The organism is Blautia caecimuris (genome assembly GCF_024622975.1).
In the GTDB taxonomy this organism is placed as follows: Bacteria; Bacillota; Clostridia; order Lachnospirales; family Lachnospiraceae; genus Blautia_A; species Blautia_A caecimuris.
The window spans coordinates 1-16542 of the sequence record NZ_JANJZT010000026.1 but is presented as its reverse complement, the minus strand read 5'-3'; the positions used below and the strand labels follow the sequence as shown (position 1 = coordinate 16542).

Below are 16542 nucleotides of genomic sequence, written 5' to 3'. Positions count from 1 at the left end.
ACAAATGATTGAATCTTGTTATAATGATATCCATGCAGAGTTTTTATGAAGTAAAGGTTTACAGGACTAAAGTGGTGAAAGCAGGTGTGTTATGCAAAAGAGAATTTTGTCCCTGTTAGTAGATAATACCGCAGGTGTGCTCAGTCGTATTTCAGGACTTTTCAGCCGGAGAGGTTATAACATTGACAGTCTTTCCGTTGGTGTTACGGCAGATGAGCGTTTTTCCAGAATGACAGTTGTATGCAGTGGAGATGCGCTGATTTTGGAGCAGATTACAAAACAGCTTGCAAAGCTGGTAGATGTAAGAGATATCAAGGTACTGGAGCCGGATAACAGTGTCAGCAGAGAGCTGGTTCTGGTAAAGGTTGCAGCGAAACCGGAGCAGAGAGAAGGAATTATATCTATTGCCAATATTTTTCGCGCCAATGTGATCGATGTGGGAAAAGATTCCCTTGTGATCGAGCTTACCGGAAGTAAAAGTAAGCTGGGGGCGTTCGTGGATCTTCTGGAAGACTATGAGATTCTGGAACTTGCCAGAACAGGGATCACAGGACTTTCCAGAGGAGCGGCAGATGTAAGATTTTTCTGATTTTTCAGCCGGATTGCTGAGGGGAATCCCTTGACGATATATTATGAAAAAATTTATAAAAACTTAGGAGGAAATAAAAATGGCAAACAGGATTTTTTATCAGGAAGACTGTAATTTAAGTTTACTGGATGGTAAGACGATTGCGATTATCGGTTACGGAAGCCAGGGACATGCTCATGCGCTGAATTTAAAGGAGTCAGGATGCCATGTTATCATTGGTCTGTATGAAGGCAGCAGATCCTGGAAAAAGGCTGAGGAGCAGGGATTTGAAGTATATACAGCGGCAGAGGCAGCAAAACAGGCAGATATTATTATGATCCTCATCAACGATGAGAAGCAGGCTGCTCTTTACAAAAACGATATTGAGCCGAATCTTGAGGAAGGCAATATGCTGATGTTTGCTCATGGATTCAATATCCATTATGGATGTATTGTGCCTCCGAAGAATGTAGACGTTACGATGATCGCTCCAAAAGGACCGGGTCATACGGTAAGAAGCGAGTATCAGGCCGGCAAGGGTGTTCCGTGTCTGGTAGCTGTTCAGCAGGATGCCACAGGAAAAGCTCTTGATATGGCGCTTGCCTATGCTCTCGGAATCGGCGGAGCAAGAGCCGGTGTTCTGGAAACAACTTTCCGTACAGAAACAGAAACAGACCTTTTTGGCGAGCAGGCAGTTCTCTGCGGCGGTGTATGCGCGCTGATGCAGGCAGGCTTTGAAACTCTCTGCGAGGCAGGTTATGATCCGAGAAACGCATACTTTGAGTGTATCCATGAAATGAAGCTGATCGTTGACCTGATCTATCAGTCCGGATTTGCAGGAATGAGATATTCTATTTCCAACACTGCAGAATACGGCGATTATATTACAGGACCGAAGATCATCACAGAAGATACCAAGAAGGCTATGAAGAAGATCCTTGCGGACATCCAGGACGGCACTTTTGCAAAAGATTTCCTTCTGGATATGTCTTCAGCAGGCGGTCAGGTTCACTTTAAGGCAATGAGAAAGCTTGCTGCAGAGCATGAATCTGAAAAAGTCGGTGAAGAGATCCGTAAGCTGTACAGCTGGAACGGCGAAGACAAGCTGATCAACAACTAAAATCAGTACATCAGTGGACAGGAAACGAGAAGTTTCCTGTCCTTTTTAAATATCCGGGAAAAAGTATTGGAGCAGGGGAAGTCCTCTGTCTTTTTTTTTGCACACAAATCCGATTTCCCGATCCGGAAAATCAAAATCCAGAGGGATCTCGCAAAGAACGCCGTTTTTCAGCTCCGGTTCCACAAACTGACGGACAACGCCTGCAATTCCCAGTCCTGTTTCCGCAAACTGTATCAGAAGATCCATAGTGGAAACCTCCAGAATATGGGCCGGTTCCATATGGTGCTCCCTCATTCTTGCATTTATGGTCTGACGGGAAATATTTTCTTCGTCAAGCATCATAAATACTGCATTGTGAAAAAGAGGCTCCCCAGGATAGAGTTCCTGCAGGTTTTTTAAATACTGTGTGGTAGAAACGAAGGTATCGCTGACTGTCATAACCGGGCGGAAATAATATCCCTGAAGATTATGGGGTCTGCCAATCAGCCCTATGTCAATTTTTTCTTCATCAAGAAGTTCCAGAGTCTGATAAGTGGACTGGCAGGAAATGCTGATCCGCACCTGGGGATGAGACAGGATATAGGGCTTCAGCCGGGGAAGAAGAACATATCGGCAGAGCGTGGTACTGGTTCCGATACGGAGCTGCGGAACGTTTCTGGAACCGTTATGAAGGATGGCACGTTCTCCTTCATCGACAAGCTCAAAGGCTGCCTGTATTTTTTCAAAAAGAATTTTTCCGTCAGGGGTAAGGGCAACTCCTCTGGAGTTTCTTTTAAAAAGCAAGGTGTTAAGGTTGTGTTCAAGCTTCTGTACAGCACGGCTTACAGCGGGCTGGCTGATGTACAGTTCTTTTGCGGCTCTGGAAATACTGCCTGTTTTTCCTGTAACATAGAAAATATGATAAAGGGATAAATTTTCCTGCATAATTAGCCTCCTTAATATAACTGTAAAACATAATAAGTATGAATAATATGTATTAGTATTATATCAGAGCCTGTGATAAAATAACATCATAAAAAGAAAATTATCTGCAGTTTTTATAAAACGGCTGTATGAATTTACAGGGAGGACATAGATTATGGGAATGACAATGACACAGAAGATTCTGGCTGCCCATGCAGGGCTGGATCATGTGGAGGCCGGACAGCTGATAGAGGCGGAACTGGATCTGGTTCTTGGAAATGATATCACATCTCCGGTGGCGATTCATGAAATGGATAAAATGAAAGCGGATACCGTGTTCCACAAAGATAAAATCGCCCTTGTTATGGATCATTTTATCCCAAACAAGGATATTAAATCAGCAGAGCACTGTAAATGTGTAAGAGAGTTTGCCTGCAGGCATGAGATCAGCAATTATTTTGACGTAGGAGAAATGGGAATTGAACATGCGCTTCTTCCGGAAAAAGGGCTGACAGTAGCTGGTGATGTGATTATAGGCGCAGATTCCCATACCTGTACCTACGGAGCTCTCGGGGCATTTTCCACAGGTGTGGGAAGTACGGATATGGCAGCAGGAATGGTCACAGGCAAAGCCTGGTTTAAGGTTCCGTCAGCCATTCGATTCAATCTGACAGGAAAACCGAAAAAGTGGGTCAGCGGAAAAGATGTGATCCTGCATATTATCGGAATGATCGGCGTGGACGGAGCTTTATATAAGTCCATGGAGTTTACAGGAGACGGAATTAAGAATCTCAGCATGGATGACCGTTTTACCATTGCAAACATGGCAATTGAGGCAGGTGGAAAAAACGGTATCTTCCCTGTGGATGACCAGACGGAAGCTTATATGAAAGAACATTCCATGAGATCTTATAAAGTGTATGAGGCGGATGAGGATGCCGTGTATGAGGCAGAGTATACCATTGATCTCAGTAAGCTGGAACCTACGGTTGCCTTTCCGCATCTTCCGGAAAATACAAAAACAATGAATGAGATCAGCCAGGAGATCGTGATCGACCAGGCTGTGATCGGATCATGTACCAATGGAAGGATCGAGGATCTCAGAACAGCAGCAGAGATTCTTAAAGGACGCAAAGTGAAAAAGGGCGTGCGCTGCATTATCATTCCGGCAACACAGTCTGTTTATCTTCAGGCAATGGAAGAGGGACTTCTGAAGATCTTTATTGAGGCAGGTGCAGTGGTCAGCACTCCGACCTGCGGTCCCTGTCTTGGAGGATACATGGGTATTCTGGCAGCAGGAGAAAGATGCATTTCTACTACAAACCGAAATTTTGTAGGACGTATGGGTCATGTGGAGTCTGAAATTTATCTGGCAAGTCCGGCTGTGGCTGCTGCAAGCGCAGTCATGGGAAAAATTGCAGCGCCGGAAGAACTGGGATTATAAGGAGGAAGAAGAATGCAGGCAAAAGGCAGAGTTTTTAAATATGGAGATAATGTAGATACAGATGTGATCATTCCTGCACGCTATCTGAATTCCTCAGATCCGGCAGAACTGGCAACACATTGTATGGAGGATATAGATAAGGAATTTGTAAATAAGGTAAACAGGGGAGACATTATTGTAGCGGACAAAAACTTTGGCTGCGGTTCTTCCAGGGAACACGCACCCATTGCCATTAAGGCGGCAGGAGTCAGCTGTGTGATCGCAGAGACTTTTGCGAGGATTTTTTACCGTAATGCCATTAATATCGGGCTTCCTATTATTGAATGTCCTGAGGCCAGCAGAGGGATTGAGGATGGCGATCAGGTTGAAGTGGACTTTGACTCAGGCGTTATTTATAACCGTACCAGAGGAACAGAGTTCCAGGGTCAGGCATTTCCTGAATTTATGCAGAATATCATTCAGGCAGGCGGTTTGATCAATTATATTAATGCAAAAACCGAAAAATAAACATATATCAGCTTCCGGATCCGGGACAGGTTTCGGAAGCTGATTTTTTGGCTTTATCACTTTTATCTATATCCTTTGTTTTCTGTAAACGGAGAAAGACTGAATATGGCACAATGAAGCCTGGCATATGCACACAAAAATGATCAGGCTTTTTATGGGTACACACAGGCAAATACAAAAGAATCGGACACATTTTTACAGGCATTTCAATTAAAAAAACATGTGGTTTTTACAGACAGAACAAAATAAGAAAAATGTCATAATTTACAGGCGTAATTTGGCGAACGAATTTCGTTGACTTTTTGTATTGGCAGGACTAGAATAAAATCATCTTAACAAGCAGGAGCTTCTTCCTGCACCACCTTCTTCTGAAGGAATATCGGGGAAATTCCATAAACGGATTATTTGGATATACACAGAACGGGACGCCTTTGTTCTTCCCGTACAGCAGTTTTATTTATTGCGAAGGTTAAGGAAAATATATTTCCTTGGTCTTATATAAAAGAATACGCCGCCTTCTCCTTACAGGGGATCTTCAGAGCAGAGCATATGATCTGTTTATCGTCAGGTGTCATTCAATTCTTTTTTATTCTTAAATTTCAATTCAGAACATTTCATTTCATCAAACCTCTTTTAAAGAAGGAGAAAGCGGGCGTGATCTATGAAAAAATATCTGCGGGGTAGAGCTCCGCCAAAAGAAAGCGGAGCTGTTTTTATTTGATCAGACAGGAAAGGATGAGCATATGAAAAAGAGAGAGTATGCGGGAAGAATCCTGCTTGCAGCTATTGCCGGAGTATTTTTGATTCTTGCTGCTTTTAAAAGATTTTCTGTGAACGTAGTATTATCCGGTTCCATGGAACCGGCGCTGAAAACCGGTGGAATTATTTTTACAGACACAAAAAAGACCATGCCGGGGATCGGAGATATTATTACGTATCGTATGGATGATATGCTGGTCACACACAGGGTTACTGATAAGAGGGATTCTGCTTATATTACCAGAGGCGATGCCAATGAAGGTGAGGATGCGGCTCCTGTTATGCAGGAACAGATTGTTGGAACTGTGGTATTTTTTATTCCGGTTTTGGGATATGTGGCAGCATTTTTGAAGAGCAAACCCGTATTTGGTCTTATCAGTCTTATGCTCATACAGGAATTGTTTTTTCTTGGAATGCAATGGAAAGGAGTGTGCAGGCAGTTCTGCACAGACAGAAAATATGAAAAAATCAGTAAGAAATAAAAGTAAAGCGATATTTTTAACAGGTGCTTTGTGTCTGGCTGTTCTTGGGGGTGTTTCTGCGTATCTGACAGATTATGACAAAGCTGATAATCAGTTTACAGTAGGAAAAGTAGAAATTGAACTGGAAGAGCCGGGATGGAAACAGGAAGAACATACGAAGATCGAACCGGGAAAAGAAATAGAAAAGGATCCTCAAATCCAAAACACGGGAGTCAATGATGCATTTGTGTATATGGAAGTAACAGTTCCTATGGCAGATGTGATGGCAGCGGATGAGGAGGGCAACCGGCTGAATAAAAAAATGCAGGAACTGTTTACCTTTACAGCAAAGGAAAACTGGTCCCTGATCGACAAAAAGAAAAAAGAAACGGCAGCTGTTTATGTATATGCATACGATAAAATATTGAAACCGGAGCAGACCACGGAGCCGTTGTTTGACATGGTGAAATTCCTGAATATTATTGAAGGACAGCTGGACACACAGCAGATCAGTATTCCTGTAAGAGCCTATGCCATTCAGAGCTCCTATACAGGAGGAGATAAAGACAGTATTCCGGAACAGGCAAAAGAAGCCTATAAAAAATATGTAAATCAGAATAAAGAGCAGGAAGGTCAGGTGACAACATGACCGTTATGACAAAAAGGAGGCCAGATGTGAGAAATGACCGGAAGAAAAAAGATTACAGGGGTGACACTGATACTGGCAGCAGCGTTGGGAATCGGGGGAACTGCAGCATATCTGACGTCTTTTGACAAAGCTGAGAATACAGTGGCAGCAGGACATAATACAACAGATATAGAGGAAGAGTTTCCCAATATAACACCCACTCCCATTGATAAAAATCCGGAATATAAGAAAAAGGTATGGGTATCTAATACAGCGTCAGGGGAAGAGGGCTTTAATGTAGACTGTTTTGTACGGATTTCGCTGGGATATTCCAATAATGATATCGGAAAGGCAGTGGTTCTGAAGAATCTGGATACGGATAACTGGGTGCATAGAGATGACGGGTATTATTATTATCGCCATATTTTAAAAGAGGGAGAGACCACTGCTCCTTTGTTTACAGGAGTATCTATAGACTCTTCCAGGCTGGATGATACTTATCTGGATCTTTTGCCTGAATTTAAAATACAGGTATACGAGGAGTCTGTTCAGTCTGCCGGATTTTCTGACTATGAAAAGGCCTGGGAATATTATGGCTCTCCGGTCTGAAAGGAAGGTGGTGCAGATGAAAAAGCTGATTAAAGCAGCGGCGGTTTTAACAGCGGCTGCTTTTCTGGGAGGAACCGGTACTTATGGATATTTTTCAGATACTTTAAAGGTGAAAAATCATATTTCCACAGGAGACATTAATATCGGACTGAAGGAATATGAAAAAAAAGGAAGTACAGAGGTATCTTTTGCAGGAACCAAGGCAGTAGTTCCGGGAGATGTTATATCCAAAATTCCCAGAATCACCAATTATGCAAGCCCCTGCTGGGTGCGGGCACGGATCACTTACAAAAATGACAGGGAGAATATGGAGGGATTCAGTGACAAAAATATATCCGGAATGTCAAAAAAGTGGGTGCAGAGAGGTGAGTATTATTACTATACAAGTATTCTGAAACGGAAGGACAGTACAGATCTTTTTAAAGAGGTAACAGTTCCGGAAACATGGACGGAGGAGCATACCGGGCAGCAGCTTGGAATTACCGTTCAGGCAGAGGCAATCCAGGCGGCAAATTTTAATCCGGATTTTAAAGCAATGTCGCCATGGGGAAATCAGGAGATACAGCTTTGTGTTCATGAAGAGAATGGTACAACTGTATGCAGAAAGAAAAAAACAAAATTGTCAGTGGAGTTTAACGGACAGGCTCATAAACTTTTGTCTGTTCCGGGTGACTTTTTTGTGAATATGGGAACTGCCATGCCGGGAGATAAATTTCAGGATACAGTCACAGTTTCCAATACAACGGATCAGGAAGCGGAAATATTATTCCGTACAGCAGTGGAAGGACAGAACAAAAGCCAGACAGAGCTTTTGAAGGGAGTAAAACTTACAGTAGATATGGATGATACGAGACTGTACGAGGGAACTCTGGATTCTCCCGGACTTAGTAAAAATCACTCCCTTGGGAAATTTTCTCCTGATGAAAAAGGAAAACTGAGGTTTTCCCTTTCAATACCTTCAGAATGGGATAATTCCTACGCATTGAGGGATGCAGAAGTGCGGTGGATATTTACGGTAAATGAAAATTCTGAAAAGAAAACTGGTTCAGGAAAAAGTGAAGCTTCAGGTCATAAAAAAGCGCAAAAAGTCTCCTCTGTAAAAACAGGAGATTTCTCACAACCGGAGGCAGTATTCATGATTCTTTTAAGTTCCGGAGCTGTGATCCTGACAGTGTTTATCTGCAGGAAAGGAGGGCGGAGGAAATGAAAAAAACAGTAGTCAGTTTTTTGCTGGCAGCAGTGATGGGACTGTCTTCGCCGGCAGGGAGCCTGTGTATTCCGGAAGAAGAACACAATGGGACAATGGAACAGGAACAAAATGAAGAAGGGGAGTTTGAAGGGCTGGAATTAGAGGAAGAACCTGAAATCAAGGTTGAGGAAGATACTGAAGAAGAGATGCAGGGAGACGCGTCTTCGGAAGAAGCGCCAGAAAATCCGGAAGATTTCGATGGGGAAAAGCCACATGCAGAGCCGGAAGAGATTACGGAAGAATTTACAGGAACCATTCTTACTCCGGATAATGCAGACAGTCTTTTTGGAGATACACCGGAAGATGAACAGCTGATCAGGGAAATTGAAGAAGGAGAGATTGTAGGATTTGCCCCTGCCTCTCTTACAGATATTGGTGAAACAGAGCTGATGTCAGAAGAGGATGCGTCAGTTCTGCTTGCTCCGGACAGGTACAGACTTATTTCCACTTCGACAATTGTAAACTGTGATGAAGTGTGGACTGCAAATTCTCCTATTCATGCCCGACTGCGTTATATAGAGTATGTAGATTCAGATGGAGCGGTAACAAGATCGCCTCTTTATTGTATGAAGGCGTCTAAAATGGGAATTGACGGAAACGTGGATCTGAAGCCGGACGCAGTAAAATTTTTTTCCAATTCGACTCTGAGAAAGATTCTTTATTTTGGATATGGAGGACCGGGAGATATCTGCGACAGTTATAATCCGAGCTGTTCCCATGTGAACTGGTCAAAATGGCAGAACAGATATGTATTTACTCACCAGGCGCTTTCCAAAGTATATGCCAATGATGTAAATGGAGCGACGGAAGCTCAGATCAAGCATGTGGGGCTGCTTCGTTTTATTGACAAACTGAAAAGTCTCACCATTCCCAGCCGAAGTGCAGTAAAACTTAAATCAGTCAATACCAGCGGCAATACCGTTACAGCCAATCCTCTGAATATTGGTATGACCCTGTATCGGATCAAACCGTCCTCCGGATTTGGGTGGCTGGAGTCAACATTTAAAAACGGATTTCAGATTTCACCTTTGTGTACAGTAATAGATACAGGAAAAGCCGGAAACGGACTGACAATCTCCAGAGGAACTAACGATGCGTGGCAGCTTGCTTACTGGACCAGTGAAAGCGCGGCAAAAGAAAAACCGGATAGCCCTAATCGTTTGGCAAAGGGAAAAAGTGTAAAGATGAAAAACGGATACTGTTTTAAACTGGTATTTCCGGAAAATTCAAAAGGTACGAAACAGTTTTCCTGGAAAATGACACTGAGACCTGTAAAATATATTATTGTAGATGGTTCTGTTCAGACTGGACAGGATATTCAGGATTTTGGAGCCTGCGTATACCAGGGAGACAGGGGGATTCTTAAATTAAATCTTTCGTTTCAGCCTTCCGGAAGTATTCTTCTCCAAAAAACAAGTTCTCTGACAGGCCAGCCGGTTGCTGGTGCAGTATATTCTCTATATGCAGGACAGGATCTGTACAGTGGAGGCATACGCATTTACGCAAAGGATGAAAAGGTTGCAGAGGGAACTACAAATGAGAAAGGAGAGATTCTTTTTGACAGCCTTGTTCCGGGAAAGTACTATGTGAAAGAAAGAACGGCGGCTCCCGGCTATCTGATCACAGTTTCTGCTTCATCCTGTACTGTTTCTTCCGGGAAACGCGTTACACTGGAGGTAAAAGATGATCCGGATATGAAGGGAAAAGTATCTGTTGAAAAGGTTGCTGGCGGAACAGGAATTTTTCTTGAGGGAGCAGAATTTACTTTGTTTACCTGGAATAAAAATTCAGGAAACTATGAAAACGGAAAACTTTTGAAGTACGATAAAGAACAGAAAAAATATATTTCAGATGTTTTTGTGTATACGGAAATAAATCAGGGAAAGTTTAAAGTAGAGGAGACAAAAAATCCTCCGGGATACACAGGAAGCTGGAGCCAGGAACTGATACTTACAGAACCGGGAACTGATAAAACATTTACTTATCGTGTAACCAATGCTCCTCTTAAAGAACACATGGTGGAAATCCGTAAGCTGGATTCTGAGACAGGAGGTTTGCTGAAAGGTGCGGAATTTGTTATTTATGAGTGGAATGAGGAACAAAAGGAGTATCAAAAAGAGGGAACAGCACTGATATACGATGAGCAGAGGGAGATTTATAAAAGTCAGATCCTGAAGCTCACAGACAGTAATCAGGGAAAATTTCGAATAGAGGAAACAAAGAACCCGCAGGGGTATCAGGGAGAATGGAGTCAGGAAATTGATCTGATGAAACAGGACGTACAACTGCAGTTCTCTGTGAAAAATGATCCAATCCCCAAAAAGTACGGAACTGTGCATATCAGAAAAAAGGATGCCATTACAGGAGAGAAGCTGAAAGGTGCGGAATTTCAGGCTTATGCATGGAATGAAGTAGCAGGAAGCTATGAAGAAAAAGCAGTTCTTTTTAGCTATGAGGAAAAAGAACAGTGTTACACATGTTCTGAGCTGGAACTTACGGATGAAAATCAGGGGAAATTTATGATAAAGGAAACCAGAGTTCCACAGGGGTATCAGGGAAAATGGGAAAAGGAAATCCATCTGACAGAAGACGGGCAGATCCTGGAACTGGAGGCGGAAAATGAACCTGTTCAGCTTCCCACAGGACAGATCACAATTATTAAAAAGATCCTTGAATCAGAAATTACCTGGGCGCATGGAAATCCTACGTTTTCTTTTGTGATCGAGGGCACGGATATTCGCGGAAATAAACGGAAATATGAAGATTCTGTTGTTTTTATGCAGGATGCATATCAGGTGGACGGAAATGGTTATGCGCTTTTGGAGGTGACAGTTTCCAATATTCCCCTGGGAACTTATCAGGTATATGAAAAGCCGGTGCTCCGTTACTATCTGAAAAAAGCTCAGGCAAACACCTCCAACGTGGAGATTATAAAGGGCAGGGAACCTGCATATGGGGTGGTTCCGGTAGATATTGCATATGGAACTGTCAGCCTTGATCAAGATCATCAGAAAGCTTCTATAACCTTTTATAATCGGAAAAAACGCTATGACGGATATTCTCATAACAGTCTGGCAGAGAATACACTTCCCGTTATAAAATCACAAAGCTAAAATAATTTTTACTCTCATACAGAAGGGCGGGGCTGAGGTACTGTTCCGATGTCCTGTCCTGCAGAAAGGAAAAGACGAAAACCAGACAAAGAACCGGGAGCTGCTTTTTCGTTTTTCTGCATCTGCTTGCATATTCGCGGAGTGTTTTTATTTACTGGAAAGACTTGTATAAAATGTACTACTTTCCTGTTTCCTGATAAACAAAAAAGATTTCCGAAATCTCGGAAATCTTTCATTCTTAAATATAAATCGGGGCAACAGGATTTGAACCTGCGACCTCGCGGCCCCCAGCCGCGCGCGCTACCAAGCTACGCCATACCCCGGTGATGATTATTATATCAAAGTGTGTATAGTTTTGCAACAATTTTTTGAAGAAAAAATTTCTTGACAGAATTGTATCATGTGTGTTAGTCTATATCCATCGAAACAATTTAATACGTAAATGCGTTGATAAGGAATAGTACATGAAAACTGGAGCACAGAGAGCTGTCGGCTGGTGGAAGACAGTAGAAGGGAATCATGGAACTCACCTTGGAGTATCTGCCCCAAAGCCAGTGGTTAGTAGGCGCAGACGGAATCCACCGTTATATGGAAGGGATATAAGGATTTTCAGCAGACAGATGCAAGAGGAAGATTCCGTATCCTGTGAGTGTATGAAACTGTTCATAAAGAAGAGTGGTACCGCGGAAGTATAATCTTTCGTCTCTTACAGAAATGTAGAGATGGGAGATTTTTTTGTATACCGGAAAAGCAGCATATTCTGTATTGATTTTTCTGGTATATAAAAATGCTCCAGGAGGATGGAAAGAGTTCGAAGCTGTCTTGTCTGTTCTGTTCTTTTGCAGAGAAATCTATTATATATTTTTTCTGTAAAAAGGTACTGTTCTGCATACTGGCAGAAATATCTGGAAAATATGAATGGAACAGTCTGTGAAAATGGTTTTTCGCTATGCTTTTGTTCTTTTTATAAAGAGAAATCTCACATTGAAAACGCATGATACGAAAATGGAGGGAAAAAGAATGGAAAATGTAAAAAAATATCAGAGGCAGTATCATATGCCGCCTGAAAAGTGTACAAAGTGGGCGCAAAAAGAATATGTAGAAAAAGCTCCGTCCTGGTGCAGCGTGGATCTTCGCGACGGAAATCAGGCCCTTGTGATTCCCATGAGCCTGGAGCAGAAAATAGAGTTTTTCAAGCTTCTTGTAAAAATTGGCTTTAAAGAAATTGAGGTTGGTTTTCCGGCCGCTTCTGAGACGGAATATACATTCCTCAGAACTTTGATCGAGCAGGACCTGATCCCGGAGGATGTAACTATCCAGGTTCTGACTCAGGCAAGAGAACACATTATCAGAAAAACCTTTGAGGCGGTCAAAGGCGCTCCAAAAGCGATCATCCATGTGTACAATTCCACTTCTGTAGCACAGAGAGAGCAGGTATTTAAAAAGTCAAAAGAAGAAATTATCCGTATTGCCGTAGAAGGTGCACAGCTTTTAAAAGAACTGGCAGAGGAGACGGAAGGCAATTTCCAGTTTGAGTACAGTCCGGAAAGCTTTACAGGAACAGAGCCGGAATATGCTCTTGAAGTCTGCAATGCGGTGCTGGACGTATGGAAACCAACAGCGGAAAATAAATGCATTATCAATCTTCCGGTAACTGTTCAGCTTTCCATGCCTCATGTGTACGCAAGCCAGATTGAATACATGAGCACTCATATGAAGTATCGGGAACATGTGATTCTTTCTCAGCATCCTCATAATGACAGAGGCTGCGGTGTGGCTGACGCAGAGATGGGACTTCTGGCAGGTGCAGACAGAGTGGAGGGAACTCTTTTTGGAAACGGAGAGCGTACCGGAAATGTGGATATTGTAACTCTTGCAATGAATATGTATTCTCAGGGAGTCGATCCGGGGCTTGATTTTTCAGATATGCCGGGCATCTGTGAGGTTTATGAAAAATGTACGGGCATGAAGGTAGATGAAAGAAGCCCCTACAGCGGAGCGCTTGTGTTTGCTGCTTTTTCCGGATCACACCAGGATGCTATTGCCAAGGGAATGCACTGGAGAGAGGAAAAAGATCCGGGTCACTGGACAGTTCCTTATCTTCCTATTGATCCTACAGATGTGGGAAGAAATTATGATGCAGATGTGATCCGTATTAACAGCCAGTCCGGAAAAGGCGGCGTAGGTTATATTCTGGAAACACAGTATGGTCTGAATCTTCCGGCAAAAATGCGGGAGGCAATGGGGTATGCTGCCAAGGCTGTTTCTGACCACAGTCATAAAGAGCTGCATCCGGAAGAAATTTTCAGCCTGTTTAAAAAGACCTTTGAAAATGTGGTGGAGCCATATCGTGTGGATGAGGTTCATTTCCGGCAGAAAGACGGAGGCTTTGTTGCTCAGGTAACATCCAGCTTTAACGGAAAAACAACTACCACAGAAGCTGCCGGAAACGGACGTCTTAACGCAGTCAGCAATGCTCTGAAAAAGGCATATGAACTTAAGTTTAATCTTGTAACCTATCAGGAGCATGCGCTGGAGCAGAGCTCCAGTTCCAAGGCTATTGCATATGTGGGTATCCAGAAGCCGGACGGCAGTCTTTCCTGGGGCGCCGGTGTAAACTCGGATATTATCCATGCCTCTGTTGACGCGCTTGTGACAGCTATTAACAACCGATAGAAATACTCAGGGATCATAGATCAATGATCATAAGAGAGGATGGTCTGAAAAAAATATAAATTTTCAGCTGTCTGGCCCTGTACGGGGAGATATAGGATTTCCGGCTCCTGCAGAGTGTATGCTGTAAGGGTTAAACGAAAATTTTAATCTGTATATGTATGTTATGTAATTATGTAAGCGGCAGTTCAGTGACAGAACTGCCGTTTTTGCACACAAAGCAGGATTTCATTGTGGCAGATACCACGCTTTTCCGGGTAGTGCTTCACTTGCTGGTCGTATTCACAGAACAGTTTTTCGCCGTTCTGGTAAGTAGCGGGTATTTAGTTGTATAAGGTTTATATCCGATCAGACGAATATAATTATCATTTCATTAAAAGTGTTGCTAATAGATACAAGGCAATAATATGGGTTGGATAGAAAATATAGAAAAAATTTTTAAATCCTTTTCCTTTCTGCCCATTATACAGAACCATAGGAATCAGAGCTAACAAGATAGCCCATTGTACACCTCCAAATCTAAAATACGCAATAGCCCCAACTACAATAACAACAGCAATTTGGATACGACGGTTTTTCCTAAAAATATAAAGCAGAATCCCCATCAAAACATACAGTAAGCCGCCTTCAACAGAAACGGGATTCGGAAGCAGCATAGAAATAAATGCCAATGTTTGGAGTAATCCACCGGATGTAGACCCAGATGAAATGAGATAGCTCATGAGAACCATCGGCAGCATAAACAGGATTGGTAAAAGCATAAACAAAGCAGCTTTTCCAATATCTTTCTTATTCTTTTTCCTTATACCTGCTTTTATATAGTCCCAGCTTAGCATATATATTGCTACGACAAAAAATGTGCTGAACGCATTGTTCGCCAGCATAATCGTATCGTTAGGAACGAGCCGTTGCACAATAAAGGTTAAAATCGTCATACCCCAACTTGCAAACAACAGTCTTTTAATATATCCCTTTTTGCTGTGGGTATAGTAAAAACTATCTGCGGCAAGAAACAGGAATAACGGAAATACAGGGCGCCCAAATAAATCAATCCAATGAGGGACGCCCATAGAATTCTTGTTGGAGTTCACATCCATAATGGAATATCAGAGCAATACTTCGCAAAACCAAAGCTACAAGGATTCCTTCTATAAATAACAATACACTGAGGTGATAATATGGATATATCGGACATATCACAGATAAAAATGCAAAAATAGAGATTTTTTCAATGCATTTTGTTGTGTTGCTAGTAAAAGGCGATTCAGCTTTTGAAATGCAACTAAATAGTTTTTTTGAGTATCTAACCATACAAAACATGCAGCTGCATTTTATGATGAAACAAATTAATAATATAATCCATTCACTAAAACTCAACCCCATGTCTGCTTGTATCATCTGTGTTACCAAGTATTCCGGACTAATAATCTGACTTAATAATGTTCCACTTAAAAGAAGTATGGCGCCAATATTTGCTATCATTGTAATTGCAACAATAATGGTGCAGACAACTGATAATAAATGTGTTGATTTTTTTAAATTTAACTGATTCATAAAATTAAGCTCCTTTCATTTCACAACTCACATCATATTGCAAATTCCGGCTCATCTGACCACGCATTCCGCTAAGAGCTGATCAGTCTTTCCGGATGTAACTGAACGCGTTTCCGCTTCAGCTGATCAATAAGTTTTCAACGTGTTATAGTTCTTTCGTAGTCATCAAATGATTGCGAAAGGAGGCATAACTATGCAAGACTACAACACGATTATCGGCTCCATCCAGATGCGTTTGAATGGATGCCAGACCAGGTCCGTTATGGACCGTTACAAGATTGGCTCAGGTACATTAAATCTGATCATGAGCCGATACCATGCCAACGGAATCCCAATCGAGGAACTCCGAATGATGGCACCTAAGAAAGTGGAGAACCTTTTCTATCCGCAGAAAAATCTACAGAGGAAAGATGTCCCACTTCCAGATTTCCAGTATTACTATGACAGAATCCATGCACCAGGGAGCCGCATGAACATTTCGTTCTGTTGGCTGGATTATAAAGAAAAGAATCCTGATGGTTATGAGAAGTCACAGTTTTACGAATACTTCAACCGATTCATAGCAGAAAACTATGGTGGCCAGAAGGTATCAATGGCCGTAAACCGAATCCCGGGTGAAAAGATGTATATCGACTGGGTCGGTGATCAGCCGGAACTGTTAACAGATACCGAAACGGGCGAGATCAAAAAAGTCCATATCTTTGCGACCACGCTTGGAGTCAGCAGCCTGATCTATGCAGAAGCTTTTCCAAATGAGAAGCTCCCATGTTTTATAGAAGGCTGTGCCCATGCTGTTTCATTTTATGGTGCTGTTACGAAATACTTTGTGCCCGATAACCTGCGAACTGCTGTAACCAAGCACACAAAGGATGAACTTATCCTGCAGTCTACATTTGCAGATCTGGAAGATTTCTATGAAACTATAGTTCTTCCACCACCCGCTAGAAAGCCGAA

Annotated in this window: 13 protein-coding genes, 1 tRNA gene, 1 pseudogene and 1 other annotated feature; of the genes and pseudogenes, 11 read left to right on the top strand and 4 right to left on the bottom strand. The window is 42.4% G+C overall.

Annotated elements, in window-relative coordinates; translation table 11 throughout:
- Window positions 1-91: 91 nt before the first annotated feature.
- Together ilvN and ilvC are read left to right on the top strand one after the other, a co-directional pair.
- A complete protein-coding gene (gene ilvN, locus NSA57_RS14835) occupies window positions 92-589 on the top strand; it encodes an acetolactate synthase small subunit (protein WP_022066689.1) in 498 nt (165 codons plus the stop codon).
- A 79-nt stretch (window positions 590-668) separates the two neighbouring features.
- The gene (ilvC, locus tag NSA57_RS14830; RefSeq protein WP_022066688.1) at window positions 669-1688 is read left to right on the top strand and encodes a ketol-acid reductoisomerase; all 1020 of its coding nucleotides are present in this window, start codon (window positions 669-671) and stop codon (window positions 1686-1688) included.
- A 45-nt stretch (window positions 1689-1733) separates the two neighbouring features.
- On the opposite strand, the gene NSA57_RS14825 is transcribed toward ilvC, so the two are convergent.
- Window positions 1734-2612: a LysR family transcriptional regulator gene (locus tag NSA57_RS14825; protein ID WP_257465254.1), complete on the bottom strand. Its 879-nt coding sequence runs from the start codon at window positions 2610-2612 to the stop codon at window positions 1734-1736.
- Window positions 2613-2766: 154 nt separating this feature from the next.
- On the opposite strand from NSA57_RS14825, the gene leuC reads away from it, so the two are divergent.
- From leuC to NSA57_RS14790, 7 genes are all read left to right on the top strand, one after another.
- Window positions 2767-4035, top strand: a complete 1269-nt coding sequence (gene leuC, locus NSA57_RS14820) for a 3-isopropylmalate dehydratase large subunit (RefSeq protein ID WP_022066686.1) — start codon at window positions 2767-2769, stop codon at window positions 4033-4035.
- 12 nt (window positions 4036-4047) lie between these two features.
- Window positions 4048-4542 (top strand): 3-isopropylmalate dehydratase small subunit, encoded by a 495-nt coding sequence (gene leuD / locus NSA57_RS14815; protein WP_022066685.1) that lies wholly within the window; start codon window positions 4048-4050, stop codon window positions 4540-4542.
- A 743-nt stretch (window positions 4543-5285) separates the two neighbouring features.
- A complete protein-coding gene (locus tag NSA57_RS14810) occupies window positions 5286-5783 on the top strand; it encodes a signal peptidase I (protein ID WP_147599550.1) in 498 nt (165 codons plus the stop codon).
- Window positions 5761-6411 carry a TasA family protein gene (locus tag NSA57_RS14805; RefSeq protein WP_022066683.1) on the top strand — a complete coding sequence of 217 codons (651 nt, stop codon included), beginning with the start codon at window positions 5761-5763 and terminating at the stop codon, window positions 6409-6411. The genes NSA57_RS14810 and NSA57_RS14805 overlap by 23 nt, the downstream gene beginning before the upstream one ends.
- A 33-nt stretch (window positions 6412-6444) precedes the next feature.
- A complete protein-coding gene (locus tag NSA57_RS14800; protein WP_257465253.1) occupies window positions 6445-6999 on the top strand; it encodes a SipW-dependent-type signal peptide-containing protein in 555 nt (184 codons plus the stop codon).
- 16 nt (window positions 7000-7015) lie between these two features.
- Window positions 7016-8206 carry a SipW-dependent-type signal peptide-containing protein gene (locus NSA57_RS14795; protein ID WP_257465252.1) on the top strand — a complete coding sequence of 397 codons (1191 nt, stop codon included), beginning with the start codon at window positions 7016-7018 and terminating at the stop codon, window positions 8204-8206.
- On the top strand, window positions 8203-11361 hold the full coding sequence (locus NSA57_RS14790) for a SpaA isopeptide-forming pilin-related protein (protein WP_257465251.1): 3159 nt from the start codon (window positions 8203-8205) through the stop codon (window positions 11359-11361). Before NSA57_RS14795 ends, NSA57_RS14790 begins: the two co-directional genes overlap by 4 nt.
- A 249-nt stretch (window positions 11362-11610) precedes the next feature.
- Here NSA57_RS14790 and NSA57_RS14785 read toward each other — a convergent pair.
- A tRNA-Pro gene (locus tag NSA57_RS14785) sits at window positions 11611-11684 on the bottom strand.
- A gap of 115 nt (window positions 11685-11799) precedes the next feature.
- Window positions 11800-12071, top strand: a binding site (T-box leader).
- A 310-nt stretch (window positions 12072-12381) separates the two neighbouring features.
- On the opposite strand from NSA57_RS14785, the gene NSA57_RS14780 reads away from it, so the two are divergent.
- Window positions 12382-14037, top strand: coding sequence for a 2-isopropylmalate synthase (locus NSA57_RS14780; protein ID WP_257465250.1), 1656 nt, complete (start codon window positions 12382-12384; stop codon window positions 14035-14037).
- Between the two features lie 362 nt (window positions 14038-14399).
- On the opposite strand, the gene NSA57_RS14775 is transcribed toward NSA57_RS14780, so the two are convergent.
- The gene (locus NSA57_RS14775; RefSeq protein WP_257465249.1) at window positions 14400-15104 is read right to left on the bottom strand and encodes a TraX family protein; all 705 of its coding nucleotides are present in this window, start codon (window positions 15102-15104) and stop codon (window positions 14400-14402) included.
- Window positions 15082-15588, bottom strand: coding sequence for a hypothetical protein (locus tag NSA57_RS14770; protein WP_257465248.1), 507 nt, complete (start codon window positions 15586-15588; stop codon window positions 15082-15084). Before NSA57_RS14770 ends, NSA57_RS14775 begins: the two co-directional genes overlap by 23 nt.
- A 193-nt stretch (window positions 15589-15781) precedes the next feature.
- On the opposite strand from NSA57_RS14770, the pseudogene NSA57_RS14765 reads away from it, so the two are divergent.
- Window positions 15782-16542, top strand: a pseudogene (locus NSA57_RS14765) (Mu transposase domain-containing protein); the annotation flags it as partial.

Coding starts and splice junctions, on each gene's coding strand:
- ilvN (WP_022066689.1), top strand. CDS start 92: ATGCAAAAGAGAATTTTGTCCCTGTTAGTAGATAATACCGCAGGTGTG.
- ilvC (WP_022066688.1), top strand. CDS start 669: ATGGCAAACAGGATTTTTTATCAGGAAGACTGTAATTTAAGTTTACTG.
- NSA57_RS14825 (WP_257465254.1), bottom strand. CDS start 2,612: ATGCAGGAAAATTTATCCCTTTATCATATTTTCTATGTTACAGGAAAA.
- leuC (WP_022066686.1), top strand. CDS start 2,767: ATGGGAATGACAATGACACAGAAGATTCTGGCTGCCCATGCAGGGCTG.
- leuD (WP_022066685.1), top strand. CDS start 4,048: ATGCAGGCAAAAGGCAGAGTTTTTAAATATGGAGATAATGTAGATACA.
- NSA57_RS14810 (WP_147599550.1), top strand. CDS start 5,286: ATGAAAAAGAGAGAGTATGCGGGAAGAATCCTGCTTGCAGCTATTGCC.
- NSA57_RS14805 (WP_022066683.1), top strand. CDS start 5,761: ATGAAAAAATCAGTAAGAAATAAAAGTAAAGCGATATTTTTAACAGGT.
- NSA57_RS14800 (WP_257465253.1), top strand. CDS start 6,445: ATGACCGGAAGAAAAAAGATTACAGGGGTGACACTGATACTGGCAGCA.
- NSA57_RS14795 (WP_257465252.1), top strand. CDS start 7,016: ATGAAAAAGCTGATTAAAGCAGCGGCGGTTTTAACAGCGGCTGCTTTT.
- NSA57_RS14790 (WP_257465251.1), top strand. CDS start 8,203: ATGAAAAAAACAGTAGTCAGTTTTTTGCTGGCAGCAGTGATGGGACTG.
- NSA57_RS14780 (WP_257465250.1), top strand. CDS start 12,382: ATGGAAAATGTAAAAAAATATCAGAGGCAGTATCATATGCCGCCTGAA.
- NSA57_RS14775 (WP_257465249.1), bottom strand. CDS start 15,104: ATGGGCGTCCCTCATTGGATTGATTTATTTGGGCGCCCTGTATTTCCG.
- NSA57_RS14770 (WP_257465248.1), bottom strand. CDS start 15,588: ATGAATCAGTTAAATTTAAAAAAATCAACACATTTATTATCAGTTGTC.